The 15700-nt window shown below is 74.3% G+C and carries 11 protein-coding genes and 1 pseudogene; 9 read left to right on the top strand and 3 right to left on the bottom strand.

Going from position 1 to position 15700, the window contains the following annotated elements:
* Positions 1 to 126 precede the first annotated feature (126 nt).
* Positions 127 to 471, bottom strand: coding sequence for a cupin domain-containing protein (locus PH190_RS15415; protein ID WP_274232405.1), 345 nt, complete (start codon positions 469 to 471; stop codon positions 127 to 129).
* Between the two features lie 124 nt (positions 472 to 595).
* On the opposite strand from PH190_RS15415, the gene PH190_RS15420 reads away from it, so the two are divergent.
* A complete protein-coding gene (locus tag PH190_RS15420) occupies positions 596 to 1075 on the top strand; it encodes a 2,4'-dihydroxyacetophenone dioxygenase family protein (RefSeq protein ID WP_274232406.1) in 480 nt (159 codons plus the stop codon).
* A 37-nt stretch (positions 1076 to 1112) separates the two neighbouring features.
* Complete coding sequence (locus PH190_RS15425) at positions 1113 to 1907, top strand: response regulator transcription factor (RefSeq protein ID WP_274232407.1); 795 nt, start codon at positions 1113 to 1115, stop codon at positions 1905 to 1907.
* A 12-nt stretch (positions 1908 to 1919) separates the two neighbouring features.
* Here PH190_RS15425 and xylA read toward each other — a convergent pair whose 3' ends face one another.
* Complete coding sequence (xylA, locus tag PH190_RS15430) at positions 1920 to 3104, bottom strand: xylose isomerase (protein WP_274232408.1); 1185 nt, start codon at positions 3102 to 3104, stop codon at positions 1920 to 1922.
* Positions 3105 to 3414: 310 nt separating this feature from the next.
* On the opposite strand from xylA, the gene PH190_RS15435 reads away from it, so the two are divergent.
* From PH190_RS15435 to PH190_RS30615, 3 genes and pseudogenes are all read left to right on the top strand, one after another.
* On the top strand, positions 3415 to 6528 hold the full coding sequence (locus PH190_RS15435; RefSeq protein ID WP_274232409.1) for a BTAD domain-containing putative transcriptional regulator: 3114 nt from the start codon (positions 3415 to 3417) through the stop codon (positions 6526 to 6528).
* 83 nt (positions 6529 to 6611) lie between these two features.
* Positions 6612 to 7403 (top strand): alpha/beta hydrolase, encoded by a 792-nt coding sequence (locus tag PH190_RS15440; RefSeq protein WP_274232410.1) that lies wholly within the window; start codon positions 6612 to 6614, stop codon positions 7401 to 7403.
* 40 nt (positions 7404 to 7443) lie between these two features.
* Positions 7444 to 8159: pseudogene (locus tag PH190_RS30615) on the top strand (alpha/beta fold hydrolase).
* Positions 8160 to 8222: 63 nt separating this feature from the next.
* On the opposite strand, the gene PH190_RS15450 reads toward PH190_RS30615, so the two are convergent.
* Complete coding sequence (locus PH190_RS15450; RefSeq protein ID WP_274232412.1) at positions 8223 to 10550, bottom strand: ATP-binding protein; 2328 nt, start codon at positions 10548 to 10550, stop codon at positions 8223 to 8225.
* A gap of 207 nt (positions 10551 to 10757) precedes the next feature.
* Between PH190_RS15450 and PH190_RS15455 the strand changes: the two genes are divergently transcribed.
* Genes PH190_RS15455 through PH190_RS15470 form a run of 4 tightly spaced genes read left to right on the top strand, consistent with a single transcriptional unit; the run spans position 10758 to position 15692 of the window.
* Entirely contained in the window at positions 10758 to 12698 is a 1941-nt protein-coding gene (locus PH190_RS15455) for a hydantoinase/oxoprolinase family protein (protein WP_274232413.1), read from the top strand.
* Positions 12695 to 13087, top strand: a complete 393-nt coding sequence (locus tag PH190_RS15460) for an acetone carboxylase subunit gamma (RefSeq protein WP_274232414.1) — start codon at positions 12695 to 12697, stop codon at positions 13085 to 13087. The genes PH190_RS15455 and PH190_RS15460 overlap by 4 nt, the downstream gene beginning before the upstream one ends.
* On the top strand, positions 13084 to 15309 hold the full coding sequence (locus PH190_RS15465) for a hydantoinase/oxoprolinase family protein (protein ID WP_274232415.1): 2226 nt from the start codon (positions 13084 to 13086) through the stop codon (positions 15307 to 15309). The genes PH190_RS15460 and PH190_RS15465 overlap by 4 nt, the downstream gene beginning before the upstream one ends.
* Positions 15285 to 15692, top strand: a complete 408-nt coding sequence (locus tag PH190_RS15470; RefSeq protein ID WP_274232416.1) for a hypothetical protein — start codon at positions 15285 to 15287, stop codon at positions 15690 to 15692. The genes PH190_RS15465 and PH190_RS15470 overlap by 25 nt, the downstream gene beginning before the upstream one ends.
* Positions 15693 to 15700 lie beyond the last annotated feature (8 nt).

Genomic DNA, 15700 nt, shown 5'->3' on the forward strand with positions numbered 1-15700 from the left:
CCGCACCGCGCCCGCCCGGACCCGTCCGACGAACTCGTCGTCCGGGCGGAACTCTGGCGTACGACGCCGGAGCTGCGCACCTCGGGACGCCGCTGCCACGGCGTCGGGCGAACCCTCGCCGGTCCGTCAGGGCGACGCGCACACGGCGACGACGACGAGGCCGTCCGGGCCGGCGCGGAGGTACCGGGAGGACTCCACCGTGACGGCGATGTACTGCCCGGGGACGACGGGCGTCTCCTGCCCGTCGACGACCACCCAGCCGTTCCCGCGCAGGACGGCGTAGGCGTCCTCGGCCCCGTCGTCGCGGTGGTCGTGGGGAACGGTCTCCTCGCCCGCCGGCAGCTCGACCTGGTAGAGCCCGAAGGCCGTGATGCCGATGGCCTCCCCGACCCGCTTCTCGAAGGGGCTGGCGGCGGGGTGCGGGCCCCGTCCGGTGTCGAGGTCGGCCGGGTCGACGATCTGGAAGCTCACGCGCGGAACCTACGCGGTCCGACCGACACGGATCCGGCGATGGTCACCACCCGCACTTTGGTGCACTGACCCTCCGCGCGCGGCGTCACTAGCGTCGTGGTTCCCCCGTTCGAGGAGGAGTTCCATGACCACCACGGCACCGACGTCGACGTCCCTCGACCCCGCGCACTTCGGCGGCGGGTCCCGGCACTGGCACCCGTTCACGCCCTACAGCGAGGACGTCGAGCTGAAGATCTTCACTGCCGACCTCGCCCGCAACGAGACCGTCGTGCTGCTTCGCGCCAAGGCCGGTGCGCACCTCGGCGTGCACGACCACTTCGGACGGGTCCTCGCCTACTCGATCTCGGGGAAGTGGAGCTACGCCGAGCACGACTGGGAGGCCACCCCCGGCGACTTCGTCTACGAGGTCGCGAACAGCCGTCACACGCTGGTCGCCGACCCGGCCGAGGACATCGTGCTGTTCATCTACGTCGAGGGCCCGATCCACTTCCTCGACGGGGACGGCACCGTCGTCGGTGTCGAGACCGCCAAGAGCTTCGCCGAGCGCTACCTGCAGTTCTGTCGCGACCACGGCTACCCTGAGCCGGATCTGTTCCCGTTCTAGGCGTCTCGCCGAGCCCGCGGGAGCGCGGAGGTGGGCCATGCGTTGCGCCGTCACGGTCTCCCCCGACATGCAGCCCCGCGACTACGAGCGCGCCCTCACCGTGCTCGACCGCTGTGCGGCGATCGACAGCGTCGAGTGCCTCCAGGAGGAGTTCCTGGAGGCGCTCGGCTCGGCGTACGGCTGCGTCCACACGGCCTTCTTCCGGACCGACGCGTTCACGCGGACCCACGCCGACCCCGCCCCCGTCATGAACGGCAGGATCCCCGGGATCATCGACGAGTACCGCGACCGGTGGTTCGCCGACGACGTCATGTTCACGCCGGACTCGATGGCCCGGATCCGCCGGGCGGGCGTCAGCGCGCTCAGCCAGCTCGAGCCCCGGCGTGTCCCGCCGACGGCCAGCGTCTACCTCGACAGGTTCGTCTTCCGCGCCGGCCTGGAGTCGGTGTGCGCCCTCGACCTGGACCTCCCGGGCGGCGAGCGGGGCGTGGTCGGCATCTTCGGTGAGACACGGGACCACCTCGGCGCCGCGGACCTCGGGGGCCTCGCCATCGTGGTCCGTCAGCTGTCGGCGATCGCCGGACGCCTGCCGTCGACGGTGCCGCCGCCGCGCCCCGCCCCGGCGGTCGGCCTCAGCCCGCGGCTGGCCGAGATCGCCGAGCTCGTCGGGCGCGGCCTGACCAACGCGCGCATCGCCCGGCAGACCGGGCTGACGCTGGACACCGTGAAGAAGTACATCGGTCAGGTGCTCGCGCACACCGGCTGCAGCAACCGGACCGAGCTGGCCCTCCTCGTCGCCGGGCACCGGCCGCAGGCGCCCGCCCACGGGTGACGATCGCGGGGCTCAGCGCTGCCCGAGCAGGTGCTCCACGGCGAGGCGCTGGACGCGGGCGAAGCCGTATCCCTGGGTGCGCGCCCGGTCGATGTCGAAGTCCTCGTAGGCGCTGCGGTCGGCGAGCAGGTCGGCGTAGGTCTCCCCCTCGCCGAGGGTGGGCCGGGCGAGCCCGGGGACCCCGGCGGCCTCGAGTGCCTCCTGGACCTCGGGGTCGGCGCGGAACGCGCGGGCCTTCTCGCGCAGGGCGAGGTAGGTCTCCATGTTCGCCAGCGCGGACTCCCACACCCCCTCCATGCTCTCGGTGCGCAGCGGCTTGTAGTCGAAGTGCCGCGGCCCGTCGTAGCCCGGCCCGCCGCCGGGCGAGCCGTTGTCGAGCAGGTCGACCGTCGAGAACGCCTGCAGCAGGTCGCCGTAGCCGAAGACGAGGTCCTGGTCGTAGCGCGGGCCCTTCTGCCCGTTCAGGTCGATGTGGAACAGCTTGCCGGCCCACAGCGCCTGCGCGATCCCGTGCGTGTAGTTGAGCGTGGCCATCTGCTCGTGCCCGGTCTCGGGGTTGATCCCGACCATCTCGGCGTGCTCGAGCTCTCCGATGAACGCGAGGGCGTGGCCGATCGTGGGCAGCAGGATGTCGCCGCGGGGCTCGTTGGGCTTCGGCTCGAGTGCGAACCGGATGCCGTAGTCGTGGTCGAGCACGTACTGCGCGAGCGTGTCGATCGCCTCGCGGTAGCGGTCGAGCGCGGCGCGGACGTCCTTGCCGAAGTCGACCTCCGAGCCCTCCCGGCCGCCCCAGAACACGTAGGTGTGCGCGCCGAACTCGGCGGCGAGGTCGAGGTTGCGCATCACCTTGCGGATCGCGTGGCGGCGCACGCTGCGGTCGTTGCTGGTGAAGCCGCCGTCCTTGAACACCGGGTCGCCGAACAGGTTGGTGGTGGCCATCGGCACCACGAGCCCGGTCTCGTCGAGCGCGGCCCGGAACTCGCGCACGATCCGCGCCCGCTCTTCCGCGCTGCTGCCGGGCGGGATCAGGTCGTCGTCGTGGAAGGTGATGCCGTAGGCGCCGAGCTCGCTGAGCCGGTGCACCGCCTCGACCGCGGCGAGCACCGGCCGGGTGGCCTCGCCGAACAGGTCGCGGGCCTGCCAGCCCACCGTCCACAGGCCGAAGCTGAACTTGTCCTCGCGGGTCGGCGCGGCCATGGGCCATCCCCTCTCTCGGCGTCGAGGACAGGATCCCCCGCGACACCGGCCCGGCAATCGCCGTCGTGACGCCGCGAGCAGGTCGATCTCCCCCGTCCCCCGTAGCCGTGACCCGGGTGGAGCCCGTCGCCACCTGACGCGCGGGGGGAAGGCGTCACCGTCCGACGCCGCCTGCTCACGTCGCGTCCGTGGACGGGCGAGGTGATGGCGCCGGGCGCGGCGGTGCGGTGGAGTTGGCGCCGTGGCCGACGTGGGGGGTGGAGCGCTTCGCCTGTCGATCCTCGGTCCGCTGCGCCTGTGGCGAGGCGACGTGGAGCTCGATGCGGGTCCTCGCCAGCAGGCCTTCCTGCTCGCCGTCCTCCTCGCCGCGGCGGGCCGGCCGGTCAGCCGCGGCGAGCTGATCGAGTCGATCTGGGGCGAGGACGCCCCCGAGAGCGTCGTCAACGTCATCCACAAGTACGTCGGCGCGCTGCGGCACCTGCTCGAACCGGACCTCCCCGCGCGCGGGTCCGGCTCCTACCTGCTCCGGCACGGCGAGGGTTACCTGTGTGCGGCCGGACCCGACGTCCTGGACCTCGCGCGGTTCCGGCAGCTCGCCACCGCCGCCCGGGAGGAGCGGGACCGGCCGGAGGAGTCCCTCGACCACTGGATCGCCGCGCTGGGGCTCTGGCGAGGTCGAGCGGGTGAGGGCCTCCCCCGCGGCCCGGCGGCGGAGGCGCTCTTCGCGGCCCTGGACGACGAGTTCCGCGACGCCTGCACCGCGGCCGCCGATCTCGCCCTCGCGGTGGGCCGCTCGACGTCGGTGGTGGCGCCGCTGCGCCTGGCCGCGGCGACCGCCCCCTGGGACGAACCGGTGCACGCGGCCCTCGTCACGGCGCTCGGCGCTGCCGGTCGGCAGGCCGAGGCCCTGGCCGTCTCCCGAGCGGTCCGCGCCCGCCTCGCCGAGGACCTCGGCGTCGACCCCGGACCCCTGCTCGACGACGCCCAGCGACGGGTCCTGGCGCAGGAGACACCCGCAGGAGCGGGGGCGCCGCCGCCACGGCGACGGTCGCCCGCCGAGGAGGCGCCGTCCGGGCGACAGGGCTCCCTCGTCGGCCGCGCCGAGGAGCTCGCCGTCGTCCGCGCGACGCTGCGGCGTGCGGCCGCCGGGGACGGCGCGCACGTCGTCGTCGAAGGGGAGCCGGGGGTCGGCAAGACACGGCTGCTCGTCGAGCTCGCCGCCGACGCCGCGCAGCGCGGGGCGCTCGTCGTGTGGGGACGCGGCCTCGACGACCGCGGTGCGCCGACGATGTGGCCGTGGGTCCAGGTCCTGCACGGGCTCGTCGACGCCCTGCCCGCCCGCGAGCGGGAGTCGTGGCTCGCCGGCGAGCTCGGCAAGCTCGTGGCGCCGGGTGACGGGGCCGTCCCCGACCAGGTACTCCCGGAGCGGCGGGCCCAGTTCCGGCTGTTCGAACGGGTCGTCGCCCTGCTCGGCGCCGTCGCGGCCCGACGAGCGGTCGTCCTGATCCTCGACGACCTGCAGTGGGCGGACGAGGCGTCGCTGCAGCTGGTCGGCCACCTCGTCACGAGGCTGCCGGCCGGCGTCGCGCTGGTCGGCGCGCTGCGGGACCGGGCGCCGGTGCCCGACGCGGGCCTGGCGGCGGCGCTCGCCGCGGCGAGCCGTGTCCCCGGCCACCGACGGGTCCGCCTGGGCCCGCTCGGCGCGTCCGAGGTGGCGGAGCTGGTCCACCGGGAGATCGGGCAGGACCTCGCACCCGGGGTGGCGCACCACGTCTACGCCCGGACCGCCGGCAACCCCTTCTTCGTCCTCGAGCTGTCGCGGCTCCTGGCCGACGGCGGCGCGGTCACCGACGAGGCGGCGGCGCGGGTCGGGGTGCCCGCGACGGTGCGGGACGTCGTGCGCAGCCGCATCGAGGGTCTCGACGAGTCGACCGTGCGCCTGCTCCAGGTCGCCGCCCTCCTCGGGCGGGACGTACGCCTCCGCGTGCTCGCCGACGTCGCCGACGTCGAGGTCCCGCGCTGCCTCGACCTGCTCGGGGCGGCGGAGGCGCTGGGCATCATCGCCCCGGCGCCCGAGGACCCGTCGTCCTACCGCTTCGCGCACGACCTGGTCCGCGAGTCGGTCTCGGAGACCACCCCACCGCGGCGGGCGACGCGGCTGCACCGGCGCGCCGCGGACGTGCTCGAGCGCCTCGACACCGACGAGTCGACCCCCGAGCGGGTCGCCGCGCACCTCTGGGCCGCCGGTCCGATGGCCGGCCCGGCACGCACCGCGTCGGCACTCATCCGTGCCGGGCGCCGCGCCGCCACCAAGTCGGCGCTCGAGGCCGCGGAACGCTCGCTGCGCGCCGCGGCGCAGGTGGCACGGTCGGCGGGCCTGCGCGAGCTGGAGCTCACCGCCCTGGCCCAGCTCACCGCCGTCGCGGGGATGCGGTCGATGTACGGCGCGGCGCTGCGGGTCCTGGAGCGCGCCGAGCACCTGGCCCGCGGTCTCGGCCGGGAGGCGGAGGCCGCGGGGTTCCTGTACTCGCGGTGGGCGGCCCACGTGCAGGCCCTGGACCTCGACCACAGCACGCCGCTGGCGCGTCGCCTGCTCGCGTACGGCGAGGCGTCCGACGACCCGATCGTCCGCGCCTACGGCCTGGAGGCGTGGGGCATCGAGGAGTGGGATGCGGGCCGGATCGGTGAGGCGTACCGGTACCAGAGCCGGGCCGTCCGGTTGTTGGAGCGCTCGCGCCGCGGCGGGGAGGACCCGGTCCGTCGGGACCTCGAGCTGCTCATGACCGGTCTGCTGGCGGAGACGACGGCACTGCACGGCGACCTCGGCGGGGCGCAGGTCCTGCTCGACCGGTTGGAGGCGATCGGTGACGACCGCTACGCCGTGACGGTCCGGGCGACCATCGGCACCCGGATCGCGGCCATCGCCGGCGACCCCGAGACCGCCCTGCGCGACGCGGAGCGCGGGATCGCGGTGGACCCGGAGTTCTCCTACGTCTTCCTCGGCACCTACCAGCGGTTGGCGCGGTGCTGGGCGCACGCGTTGACGGGCCACGACCCGGTCCGCCACACCACGGAGGCCCGACGCCTCGTCGAGACGAACCTGCGCGATCCCGTCCGGTCCTGCGTCGCCACCTGGTACGGCTTCATCGGGGAGATGTGCCTGGCGGCGTCCGACCCGGATGCGGCCGCGGCGGCCCTCGACCTCGCCGACCACTTCCTCGCGACGTCCCGGCAGCGCTACGCCGCCGCGCTGCTCGTCCTGCTCAGGGCGCGGGTACTGCGGGCGCGGGGTGCCGCGCACGCCACCGTCGTCGCCACGGCGGAGGAGGGCCGCGCCCTCGCGCTCGAACAGGAGGCGCACCTCGTCGTCCACCGCGCGGACGCCCTCCTCGGCGAGCTGCGCAGCGACTCCGTCCGCCACTGAACGCGGCCGTCCACGGGGCGTCCAGAGACCGTCAACAGGACCCGACGACCCTGCCGGACACCCCCCGAGGCGTGAGGTGTCCGGTGAAGAGACCCGTGGTCTTCGTGCACGGCCTGTGGATCCACGCCGCGTCGTGGGAGCCCTGGCGCGAGCTCTTCGCCGCCGAGGGCTACGAGACCCACGCCCCCGGGTGGCCGGGCGACGCGGCCTCCCCGGAGGAGACCCGCGCCGACCCGTCCGCGATGGCCGACGTCGGGGTCGACCGGATCACCGCCGCGTACGCCGACGTCATCGCCGGACTGGCCGTGCCGCCGATCGTCGTCGGGCACTCCTTCGGCGGCCTCATCGCCGAGAAGCTGCTGGACGAGGGCCGGGCCACCGCGGCCATCGTCATCTCCCCCGCGCCGCTCAAGGGCATCCGCGTCCTCCCCCCGGCCCAACTGCGGTCGAGCTTCCCGGTGCTGTCCCGCCCGCGGAACCGGCACCGCGCCGTCGCCCTCACGCCACCGCAGTTCGCGTACGCGTTCGGCAACGCCCTCGACCGGGACGAGTCCGACGAGCTGTACCGGCGCTACGCGATCCCCGGGCCGGGGCGGCCGCTGTTCGAGACGGCCACGGCGGCCTTCACCCGCCACGCCGCCACCGCCGTCGACACCGGCCGGGCGGACCGCGGCCCCCTGCTGCTCATGGCCGCCGGCCGGGACCACACCGTGCCCGCCACCGTCGTCCGCGCCGCGCACCGTCTCTACTCCGCCTCACCCGCCGACACCGAGATCACCACCTATCCCGACCGCGGCCACAGCGCCCCGTTCGACCACGGCTGGCGGGTCCTCGCCGACGACGGCCTCGACTGGCTCACCCGCCGGGGCCTGTAGCCGATCGAACACCTCCACCCATCCCGACCGAGGAGTCCGCATGCCCACCCCACCGACCGTCGTCCTCGTCCACGGCGCCTTCGCCGACGCCTCGAGCTTCGGCGCCCTCATCCCGCACCTGCTCGACGACGGCATCCCCGTCGTGGCCCCGGCCGGCCCCAACCGCTCCCTGAGCGGCGACGCCGCCTACATCGCCTCGGTGGTGCGCCAGATCCCCGGCGACGTGGTCCTCGTCGGGCACTCCTACGGCGGCGCGGTCATCACGCTCGCCGGGTCGAGGACAACGTCCGCGCGCTGGTCTACCTCGCCGGCTACGTGCCCGACGAGGGCGAGACCCTCGCCGAGCTCCAGGGCGGCTTCCCGGAGTCGTCCCTGCCCCCGGCACTCGTGCCGACCACCTACCCCCTGCCCGACGGTTCCACCGGCACCGAGATCTCGGTCGACCCCGCCCGGGTGCACGACATCTTCGCCCAGGACCTCGATCCCGCGCTGACACGTGTGCTCGCGGTGTCGCAGCGCCCGCTCGCCACCGCGGTGTTCGGCGAACCCGCGAGCACCCCGGCCTGGCGCACGACGCCGTCGTGGGGCGTGGTGTCCTCCTCGGACCACACCATCAACCCCGACATCGAGCGCTTCGGCTATCGGCGCGCGGGCACCACCGTCACCGAGATCGACTCCTCGCACGTGGTCATGCTGTCGCACCCCAAGGAGGTCACCGACGTCATCCGCGAGGCCATCCGCGCCACCGAGCGCTGACGCGTCCCGCCGCGTCCGGGCCGTGATCCCGACGTCGTCCGGACCGGCGGAACGACGGGCGCCTCAGCCCGACCGGCCCGCCACCCAGCCGGCGATCTGGGTGCGGGACGAGAAGTCGAGCTTGCGCAGCATGCGCTCCACGTGCCCGTCGACGGTGCGGCGGGAGATCACGAGGCGCTCGCCGATGTCGCGGTTGCTCAGGCCCTGGGCGACGAGTGCCGCGATCTCGCGCTCCCGCGAGGTCAGCGGATCGCCGCTCGGCGCCGCCGACGGCCGAGGTGTCCCGGACCCGGCGAGCGCGATGCACCGCCGGACCGCGTCGGGCAGGGCGACGTCGGCCTGCTCCTCGCGGAGCGCCTCGGCCCGGGACGCGCCGAGGGCGGCGTCGATGCGGGCGGCGTGCTCCCGGCCCTCGGCCGAGGCGTGCGGGCCGAACGCGGCCAGCGACGTCCCGAGCCGGCGCCACACCGAGCGCGCCAGCCCGGACAGGGTGGCGGCGTCGGCGGCGCGCCCGCCGGCGACGCTGATCCACGAGCAGACCTCGATGCTCAGCGCGGTGCAGACCCCGTCGCGGAAGTCGCGCTCGATCTGCATCGTCGCGAGGATCGCCTCGCGGGCCCGGTCGAGCTGGCCGAGGTGGAGGTGGCTGATGGCCGCGATCCACCGTCCGTAGCCGCGGTTCCACAGCTCACCGGCGGCCGTCGCCCGCTCCACGACGTCGGCGGCGGTGGCGAGCGCGGCGTGCGAGCGGCCCGAGTACGTCTGCGCCATGGCGAGCTGGAAGGCCGCGGTGAGCTCGGGGCCGTGGAGCCCCATGCGCCGGTGCAGGGCGATCGCGCGCCCGTAGCACGCGATGGCGTCGTCCAGGTCGCCCTCGAACAGGTGCAGCAACGCCGTCCAGTGCGCGGCGTGCCCCTGCATCGCGAGATCGCCCCGCGCGTGGGCGAGCCGGCTGCACTCGGCGAGCCACGTCCTCGCCTCGGCCCGGTCGCCCTGGATCAGCGCGACCCAGGCGACGACCCACAGCGCCTCACCCCGCTGGGCGCTGTCCGGGTCGAGCTGCGGCAACAGCCGTTCGAGCCAGCGGCGGCCGTAGGTCAGGAAGCCGCCGGCGATCCAGTGGTAGCGCAGCTGCGCGGCCAGCCGCGCCCCGCCGACCGCCTCACCGGGGGTCTCGGCGGAGAAGGCGAGCGCGGCGATGAGGTTGGGGTGGTCGGCGCGCAGCTGGGCGAGGTCACGCGCCTGGTCGGGCCCGCACCACCGGTCGATCATGGCCTCGGCGCGACGGATGTAGTGGTCACGGTGCCGGCGGCGGACGTCCACGGTCTCGCCCGAGCGCGCCAGCGCCTCGGCGCCGTACTCGCGCAGCGGGACGAACTGCCGGTAGCGCACGGTCTCGCCGTCGCGGTCGGCCAGCACCACCGACTTGCCGACGAGGCCGTCGAGCGCCTCGAGCAGCCGGTCGTCGTCGAGCTCGCCGTAGCCGCAGACGCCGTCGAGGGTCTCGAGGTCGACCGACGCCGGGAACACCGACATGCGCGCCCAGAGCAGCCGCTCGTCGTCGCCGCAGAGGTCGAAGCTCCAGTCGATGAGCGCGTGCAGCGACCGGTGCCGCGGCTCGGCGTCGCGCACGGGCGCCCGGAGCAGGTGCAGCCGGCCGCCGAGCCGTTCGACGACCTGGGACACCGGCAACGTCCGCAGGCGCACCGCCGCCAGCTCGATGGCCAGCGGGAGCCCGTCCAGGCGCCGGCACAGCTCGACGACGGCGGCACGGTTGGCCGGCGTGATGGCGAACTCCGGCAGGACGCTGCGCGCCCGGTCGAGCAGGAGGCGCACCGCGGGCACCTCGTCGAGGGACCGGCTGCCCGCGGCGTCCGGGTCGCCGGGCACCGGCAGGGGCGCGAGCCGGTGGACCTGCTCGCCCCACAGGCCGAGCGGCTCCCGGCTCGTCGCGAGCACGGTGAGGTCGGGCAGCGCCTCGAGCAGCCGGCGCAGCAGCACGACGCTGCCTTCGATGAGGTGCTCGCAGTTGTCGACGACGAGCAGGGCCGGCTGCCCGCCGAGGTGGTCGATCACGCGGTCGACGGCGTCGCGGTTGGACTGGTCGGGCACGCCGAGCGCGGTGGCCACGGCCGGCGCGATCTGCGAGGGATGGGTGACGCTGGCCAGCTCGACGACGTGTGCCGACCCGGCCTCCGCCGCGACCGCCAGGGCGAGGCGGGTCTTCCCGACCCCGCCCGGGCCGGTCAGCGTCACCAGCCGCCGGTCGGCCAGCGCCGCGCGGACGCGGTCCAGGTCGCCCTCCCGGCCCACGAAGCTCGTCAGGGACGTCCACACCCGCCGCCCGCCGGAGGGCGCGGGGGCCCGCTCCTCCTGCACGACGTCGACCATGTGACGCCTCCCCGTCGCTGCGTCTCCCGGTTGGAGCATGACACGGGTCACCCCCGGCCGGTGCCCCCGTGCTGCTGATCTACCTGCGTAGGCCGGCCCCGGGCGATGGGGTGATCTCACGCTGTCGGGGCGGCGGCTCCCGCGGCCACGGTGTAGCGGCCATCACACCAGCCGCGACACAGGAGGGCCGATGCGCCGGGAGACACCGTGCTGAACATCGACGTCGACACGGGCGGCACGATGACCGACGGGCTGGTCAGCGGGGACGCGCCGTCCGCGGGCTTCTCCGGCGTGTTCAGCGTCAAGGTCGAGACCACGCCGCACGACGTGACCATCGCCTTCGCCGAGGTCCTCGAGGCCGCCCGTCGCCGGGTCGGGGCGGCCAGCATGCGCGACCTGCTCGACGAGGTCGCGCTCATCCGCTGGTCCTCGACCATCACCTCGAACGTGCTCGCGCAGAAGAGCGGGCCGAAGCTCGGCCTGCTCGTCTCGGCCGGTCACGAGGACGACCTCTACACCAGCCCCGAGGAGGCGGCGACGGTCGTCGGCCCGCTCATCGACCGGGACAACATCACCGGCATCCCCGAGGGCGCGAGCGACGACGAGATCCGCACCGCGGTCAAGGGCCTGTTCGACCAGGGCATCCGCCGGATCAACATCAGCCTCCGCGGTGCGTTCGCCGACGACGCCGCCGAGCAGAAGATCGTGGCCCTGGTGGACGCGCAGTACCCCGACCACTACCTGGGCTCGATCCCGGCGCTGCCCGCCAGCGAGATCCTGCTGCGTCCCGACGACGCCACCCGCACGTTCGTCTCGCTGATCAACGCCTACGTCCACCCCTCGCTGGCGACCACCCTCTACCGCGCCGAGGAGACCCTGAAGCAGGAGCACTCCTGGCGCGGCAACGTGCTCGTCGGCCACATCAACGGCGGCGTGGCCCGCATCGGCAAGACCACCGCGTTCGACACCATCGAGTCGGGCCCGCTGTTCGGGACGCACGCCTGCGCCGCCGAGGCCGCCCGCCTCGGCGACGCGGCGGTCCTCGCCATCGACGTCGGCGGCACGACGGCCAAGGTCTCGGCGGTCGAGGACGGCCGCGTCGTCGACCGGGACGAGGGCCACCTCTTCGGCATCCCGGTCCGCACCAACCTCCCGCTGCTGCGCTCGATCGCGCTCGGCGGCGGCTCGGTCGCCCGGGTGGCGGGCGAGGGCGGGACGTCCGGCTCCGCCGGTGGGCACGTCACCCTCGGCCCGGACTCGATGGGCGCGGCGCCCGGGCCGGCATGCTATGGGCTCGGCGGGCGCAGCGCCACGGCCACCGACGCCTTCGTCGTCCTGGGCCTGCTCTCCCCCACGGCCTTCCTCGAGGGTCGGCGCACGCTCGACGTCGACGCCGCCCGCGCGGCGATCGACCGGGCCGTCGGCACGCCGCTCGGGCTCTCGACCGAGGACGCGGCACAGCGCATCGTCGACACCGCGCTCGACATGGCCGCGCAGCTCGCGCGGGACACCGCGGCCGAGATGGGCTGGGACCCGGCCGATACCGCGGTCCACGCGCTCGGCGGCAACGGTCCGCTGCTGGCCACCGGGGTCGCCGAGCGGCTCGGGGCCTCGACGGTGCGGCTGTTCGGCTTCGGGAACGTGCTGTCGGCCTACGGCTCGGCGATCTCCGACGTCGTCCACGTCTACGAGTCGGCGGTCTCCGGAGCCGAGGAGGCGCGGGGCGCCGCCGCGAGGCTGCGGGAGGAGGCCCGCCGCGACCTGCGCGGCGAGGGCTTCGATCCCGACGGCGCGGTCCTGGCGTGGGAGGTCCGCGACGCGGACGGCACGCGCCACACGGCCGAGGGGGACGTCGACGGAACCGTGGACAGCGTGCTCACCGGCACGCCCCGCCTGGTCCACCTCACCGCCCGCTCGGTCCTGCCGAGCCTGGAACGGACGGCGCCGGCCGGCGGCGACGAGCCCGCGGGCGGCGAGCGCGGCGGCCTCCCCGTCCACGGGTGGTCGTCGGTGGCCGGGCAGCGCCTCGACGGCCCGGTCCTCGTCGACGGCGGAGCCTTCACCTGGTTCGTCGGGCCCGGCTGGTCGCTGCAGGTCGACGAGAACGGCGACGCCACCGCCACCCGCACCACCGGAGGGACACCATGACGCGCATCCACGTCGCCGAGTACCTCGACCTCGACGTCGGCACCGAGCGGTGGCACTGCCACTCCTGCGGCCACGACATCGCCGCGGCCCGGGAGAACTACAAGACGGGGCTGCTGCTCACCGAGCGGGACCCCGGCGAGGTCCACCCGCCCCTCATCGAGGGTCGGTTCACCTTCGCCCCGGACCCCACGTGGATCCGCATCATCGAGTTCCACTGCCCCGGCTGCGGGCGCCAGGTCGAGACCGAGTACCTCCCGCCCGGCCACCCGATCACCCACGACACCGAGATCGACATCGACGCGCTGAAGCGACGTCTCGACGCCGGCGAGCTGCGCATCGACGAGGCCGGGAAGCTCGCCACGAGGAACGACAGCGAGGTGACGGCGTGAGCCGCACGATCGACATCGACGTGGGCGGCACGTTCACCGACCTGGTCCTGACCTGGGACGAGCGCCGGATCACCGCCAAGGCACCGACCACGCCCTACGACCTCTCGGTCGGGTTCCTCGACGTGCTCGGCGACGGCGCCGAACAGCTCGACATGGACATCGACGAGCTGCTGCCGCAGGTCGAGCTCGTGCGCTACTCGACGACCGTCGCGATGAACCGGCTCATCGAGCGCAAGGGGCCGCGGCTGGGCCTGCTGACGACCGAGGGCCACGAGGACGCGATCCTCATCGGACGGGGCGCCCAGTGGACCGACGGCACGCGCATCTCCGAGCGGCGCAACCTCGCGGTGCAGAAGAAGCCGGCCCCGCTCGTCACCCGGGACATGATCGCCGGGATCCGCGAGCGCGTGGACTCCTTCGGCCAGGTGCTGCGCCCCCTCGACGAGGACGACGTGCGCCGCAAGCTGCGCGTCCTCGTCGACGGCGGAGCCCGCGCCATCGCCGTGTCGCTGCTGTGGTCGTTCGCCAACCCCGCCCACGAGAAGCGGATCCGCGAGATCATCCGCGAGGAGTACCGCAGCTACCACGTCGGCTACCTGCCCGTGGTGCTCTCCCACGAGGTCGTGGGCAAGGTCGGCGAGTACGAGCGGACGATGACCGCGGTCCTCGACGCCTACCTGCAGAGCTCCATCAAGGCCGAGATGGAGCAGACCTGGGACCAGCTGCGCGAGCACGGCTACCGGGGCAGCTTCCTGCTCACCCACAACACCGGTGGCTCGGCCGAGATCTTCAAGACCACGGCGTCCCGGACCTACAACGGCGGGCCGATCGCCGGCCTGATGGGCAGCTACCACATCGGCCAGGCCCTCGGCTTCCGCAACGTCATCGCCTCCGACGTCGGCGGCACGTCGTTCGACCTCGGGATGGTCGTCGACGCCTCGGTCCGGTCCTACGAGTTCCGTCCGATCATCGACCGGTGGATGGTCGGCATCTCGATGCTGCAGGCCACCACCATGGGCGCGGGCGGCGGCTCGATCGCCTGGATCAACGAGCTGCTGGGCAACCGCCTCGAGGTCGGTCCGCGCTCGGCGGGCTCCTACCCCGGCCCGGTCTGCTACGACCTCGGCGGCACCGAGCCGACCACCACCGACGCCGACGTCGTGCTCGGCTACATCGCCCCCGACGGCTACTTCGACGGACGCATGCCGCTCGACCGCGACAAGGCCGCCGAGGCCATCCGCACGAGGATCGCCGACCCCCTCGGGGTCTCGGTCGACGAGGCCGCGGCGCTCATCCGCCAGGTCATCGAGAGCACCATGGCCTCCGCGATCCAGCGCGAGGTCCACCTGCGCGGCTACCACCCCGAGGACTTCGTGCTCTTCGCCTTCGGCGGCGGTGGTCCCACCCACGTCGCGGGCTACGGCGCCGACGTGCCCACCGCGGTGATCTTCCCCCAGGCACCGGTGTTCTCCGCGCTCGGCAGCTCGGTCATGGACGTCATGCACGTCTACGAGCAGTCCAAGCGGATCCTGTTCCTCGACGGCATGAGCCAGCGGCTCACCGAGGACTACGAGGCCTACAACGCGCCCGTCCGCGAGATGGTCGCCCAGGCCCGCGCGGACCTCACCTCCGAGGGCCTCGACCCGGACGATGCCCTGTTCACCGTCGAGCTCGACATGCTCTACGGCGGCCAGGTCCAGGTGAAGCGGGTGTCCTCCCCACTGCTGGAGATCCGGAGCGAGGCGGACGCCGCCGCGGTCTACGACGCCTTCGAGGAGGAGTACTCCGCGGCGTTCAGCCCGCACGTGGTCAACAAGCCCGGCGGCGCCTACATCGAGTCGATCATCGTGAAGGCGACCGTGCCGCAGGAGAAGCTCGAGCTGCCCGTGCACGAGCTCGGCGACGCCGACCCGTCGCCCGCCCGCCGGGGCAGCCGCGAGGCCTACTGGCCCGAGCTCGGGCGGCGCGTCGACACCCCCGTGTACGCGTTCGACCGACTCGCTCCCGGCAACCAGGTCGACGGGCCGGGGCTGGTGGAGGCCGAGTTCACCACCATCGTCGTCCCGCCCCGCCGGGTGCTCCGCATCGACGAGCACGGCCTCGGGCTGCTGGAGCACGCGGTCGCCGTCGAGCCCGCACCGGCGCAGGTCCCCGTGATGGAAGGCTCGCCAACGGGCTGGGCGACCTGCTCGACGCCGTGGCGCCCGACGGCGTCGCCGTGACGCTGCCGTCCCTGGCCGAGGTCGCGGGTCATCGGGACGCCGCCGTCGAGGCGGCCCGCCGGCTGCGGGCATCGCGCGGCGACACCGCCGTCCTGCTCGCCGTGCTCGACGGGCCGGGCCTGCTCGACGACGTCAAGGCCTACCTCGATGCCGGGGTGGACGGGGTCGTCGTGACCGGTGGCGTCGACGCGGCCACGGCGAGGACGGTCGGCAACGTGTGCCGCTTCCACCGCGCGATGGCCCACGGCCCCGGTCTCGCCGCGCCGGTCACGCGTCCGCTCGGTGCACCGGCGCCGTCCACCGGTCTCGTCCTCAGCGACGAGTGCCCCGCCGACACCGACGTCACGGCCGTGGCCGCCTGGCTCGCCGCGGTCCGCGCCTGACCAGCAGC

This window comes from Actinomycetospora straminea, from assembly GCF_028737255.1.
GTDB classification, from domain to species: Bacteria; Actinomycetota; Actinomycetes; order Mycobacteriales; family Pseudonocardiaceae; genus Actinomycetospora; species Actinomycetospora straminea.